The 3,546-nt window shown below is 70.3% G+C and carries 3 protein-coding genes; 2 read left to right on the top strand and 1 reads right to left on the bottom strand.

The annotated features are described in order from the left end of the window. Positions 1–2,901, bottom strand: a 2,901-nt coding sequence (locus tag AC27VN_RS36005) for an ATP-binding protein (RefSeq protein WP_490879724.1), incomplete at its 3' end; no start/stop codon positions are given. Between the two features lie 126 nt (positions 2,902–3,027). Here AC27VN_RS36005 and AC27VN_RS36000 point away from each other — a divergent pair. Both AC27VN_RS36000 and AC27VN_RS35995 read left to right on the top strand, forming a co-directional pair. After that, positions 3,028–3,330: an urease subunit gamma gene (locus AC27VN_RS36000; protein WP_057591402.1), complete on the top strand. Its 303-nt coding sequence runs from the start codon at positions 3,028–3,030 to the stop codon at positions 3,328–3,330. 42 nt (positions 3,331–3,372) lie between these two features. Further along, positions 3,373–3,546: HupE/UreJ family protein (locus tag AC27VN_RS35995; RefSeq protein ID WP_490879725.1), on the top strand; the 174-nt coding region annotated here is incomplete at its 3' end.

Below are 3,546 nucleotides of genomic sequence, written 5' to 3'. Positions count from 1 at the left end.
CCGCACGCAGAACAGCGAGCCCACGCCCGGCGTGCTGCTGACCTTCATCTCGCCGCCCATCAGGTCGGTCAGCATCTTGGCGATGGTGAGGCCCAGCCCCGCGCCCGGCGCGGCCGCGGCGCCGGCCGAATCCCCTCGCGCGAAGGGCTCGAAGATGCGCTCGATCTCGGCCGCCGTCATGCCCGGGCCGGTGTCCTCGATCTCCACCGCGGCGAACTCGCGCGCATAGGCGAGGCGCAGCGTGACCTGGCCGACGGCCGTGAACTTGATCGCGTTGCCCAGCAGGTTGATGAGGATCTGGCAGACCCGCTTCTCGTCGGCGCGCACCACCTCGGGCAGCGCGCCCGCGGCCTCGAAGTGGAAGGCCAGGCCCTTCTCGGCCGCCTGCAGCTCGAACATGTCGGCCAGCTCGCGCAGGGTGTCGGCGAAGCGCATCGGCCGCGCATGCAGCGTGAGCTTGCCGGCCTCGATGTGGGCGATCGCCAGGGTGCCCTCGATCAGCGACAGCAGATGCTCGCCGCCGCGCTTGATGACCGCCACCGCCTGCTGGCGGTGCGGCGGCACGGAATGGTCCTCGCCCATCAGCTGCGCATAGCCGAGGATGCTGTTGAGCGGCGTGCGCAGCTCGTGGCTGATGGCGCTGATGTAGCGGCTCTTGGCCTGGTTGGCCTGGTCGGCGGCGCGCCGCGCCTGCTCGGCCGCGAGCTTGGCCTGCTCGGCCACCTCGCGCGCCTCCTCGGCGGTGCGCGTGGCCGACTGCAGCGCGCGGTCGGTCTCGCGGTGCAGCTCGATCTCGCGCACCAGCAGGTGGGTCTGGCGGTTCGATTCCTCCTGCGCCACCTTGCGGCTCTGGTGCGCCAGCACCAGCCACCAGGCCACGATGCCCGCGATCACCAGCAGCGCCATGTAGGCCTTGAGGAAGCCCGAGCGCAGCGAGGCCTGCTGCGCGGCCGCGAGCGCCTGCGCCACCTCGCTTCGCGCGGCCAGCTCGAGCGCGCTCTCGCCGAGCGCGCGCAGCTCCTGCTGGTAGAGCACGCCGAACACCACCGCCAGCAGCGGCACGATGATCAGCATCAGCAGCAGGAAGTGGCCCAGGCCGGTGTCGAGGTAGCGCCAGCTGCGCCGCGGCAGCAGCCAGCGCAGCACCGCCGACCACTGCGCCGACAGGCTCGCATGCGGCTTGCAGAGGTCGCCGCAGCGCGCGTCGAGCGTGCAGCACAGCGAGCAGATCGCGCCCTGGTAGGCCGGGCAGTGGGCCATGTCGGGGCCTTCGTATTCGCGCTCGCAGATCACGCAGCGCTGCACCGCGAGGCGGCGGTAGGCGCCTTCGGATTCCACCCGGGCCCACTGCACCGGCCGGCCGGCCGCCACCGCGGCGCCCTCGACCGAGCCGCGCGCCAGGTAGTAGCGCCCGCCCGTGGCCCAGGCCAGCAGCGGCGAGGCGACGAGCGCCGTGCCGAGCGCGATCAGCGCCGAGAAGGCCTGCGCCAGCGGCCCGAACACGCCCAGGTGCGCGGTGATCGACAGCAGCGAGGCCAGCGCCATCGCGCCCACGCCCACCGGGTTGATGTCCCACAGGTGGGCCCGCTTGAACTCGATGCCCGGCGGCGACAGGCCCAGCGGCTTGTTGATGACCAGGTCGGCCACCACGGCCATCATCCAGGCGATGGCGATGTTGGCGAACAGCCCGAGCACGTCGCCCAGCGCCTCGAACACGTTCATCTCCATCAGCATGAAGGCGATCAGCGCGTTGAACACCACCCACACCACGCGCCCCGGGTGGCTGTGGGCCACGCGCGAGAAGAAGTTGCTCCAGGCCAGCGAGCCCGCGTAGGCGTTGGTGACGTTGATCTTGAGCTGCGAGATCACCACGAACAGCGCGGTGGCCGCCACCGCCCAGCCATAGTCCGGGAACACGTACTCGTAGGCCGCGAGGTACATCTGGTTCGGGTCGACCGCGCGCTCCACCGGCACCATGTGCGTGATCGCGAGGTAGGCCAGCGCGGCGCCGCCGAGCATCTTGACCACGCCCAGCACCACCCAGCCCGGCCCGCCCGCCAGCACGCCGGCCCACCAGCGGCCGCGGCTGGCCGCGGTGCGTGCGGGCATGAAGCGCAGGTAGTCGGCCTGCTCGCCCATCTGCGTGATGAGCGCGATGCCGACCGTGAGGGCGGCACCGAACAGGTGCAAGTTGAATCCTTGCGCACCACCCTTGGCGCCGTTGTAGTGCGTGATGCCCGCGAACGCACCAGGATCGCGCACCAGCACATAGGCGAAGGGCACGACCAGCATCAGCAGCCACAGCGGCTGTGTCCACAGCTGCAGCCGGCTGATCGCCGACACCCCGTGCGTGACCAGCGGGATCACCACCAGCGCGCAGACCAGGTAGCCCCAGACCGGCGGGATGCCCAGCGCCAGCTCGAGCGCGTAGGCCATCACGGCCGCCTCGAGCGCGAAGAAGATGAAGGTGAAGCTCGCGTAGATCAGCGAGGTCAGCGTGGAGCCGATGTAGCCGAAGCCGGCGCCGCGCGTGAGCAGGTCCATGTCGACGCCGTAGCGCGCCGCGTACACGCTGATCGGCAGGCCCGCGAGGAAGATGATCAGCCCCGTTGCCAGGATGGCCCAGAAGGCGTTGGCGAAGCCGTACTGCACCAGCAAGGTGGCGCCCACCGCCTCCAGGATCAGGAACGAGGCCGCGCCGAAGGCCGTGTTGGCGACCCGCCATTCGGACCATTTGCGAAAGCGCTGCGGCGTGTAGCGCAGCGCGTAGTCCTCGAGGGTTTCGCTCGCGACCCAGCTGTTGTAGTCGCGCCGCACCTTGACGATGCGCTGCGGCGCGTCGTCGGACTCGGTGGGGGGGACAGCGGAGGGCGGGCCAGGGTTCACACCGTTTCGGTGCATCTTTCGTGCCACCCGGCGCCCCGCGGACCCGGTGCCATACGGCATTCGGCGAACAGGGCACGACTGTTGCAACAGCCCTGCTCTGCCCATAATGGCCGCCTCCTCCCGCCACCCGATGCCGTCTCCATGGAACTGACTCCGCGCGAAAAAGACAAGCTGCTGATCTTCACCGCGGCACTGCTCGCCGAACGCCGCAAGGCCCGCGGCCTCAAGCTCAACTACCCCGAAGCCATCGCCCTGATCTCGGCCGCCGTCATGGAAGGCGCGCGCGACGGCAAGAGCGTGGCCGAGCTCATGAGCGAGGGCCGCAGCGTGCTGACCCGCGCCGACGTGATGGACGGCATCGCCGAGATGATTCCCGACATCCAGGTCGAGGCCACCTTCCCCGACGGCACCAAGCTCGTGACGGTGCACCAGCCCATCGTCTGAACGACCGTACACCCAGACCAGAACAACCAAGGACAAGCCCTCATGCGCCCATCGATCTCCTCCAGGACCCTCGCCCTGTTCGCCGCCGCCCTGCTGCCCCTGGCGGCCAGCGCCCACACTGGCGTCGACGGCGGCCTGCACCACGGCCTCGTGGCCGGCTTCATGCATCCGCTGACCGGCGCCGACCACCTCGCGGCGATGGTCGCGGTGGGCGTC

It is taken from the genome of Variovorax sp. 20P10.2.4, assembly GCF_058244205.1.
The sequence above is the reverse complement of the archived record's forward strand: the minus strand, read 5'-3'. Positions and strand labels throughout refer to the sequence as shown.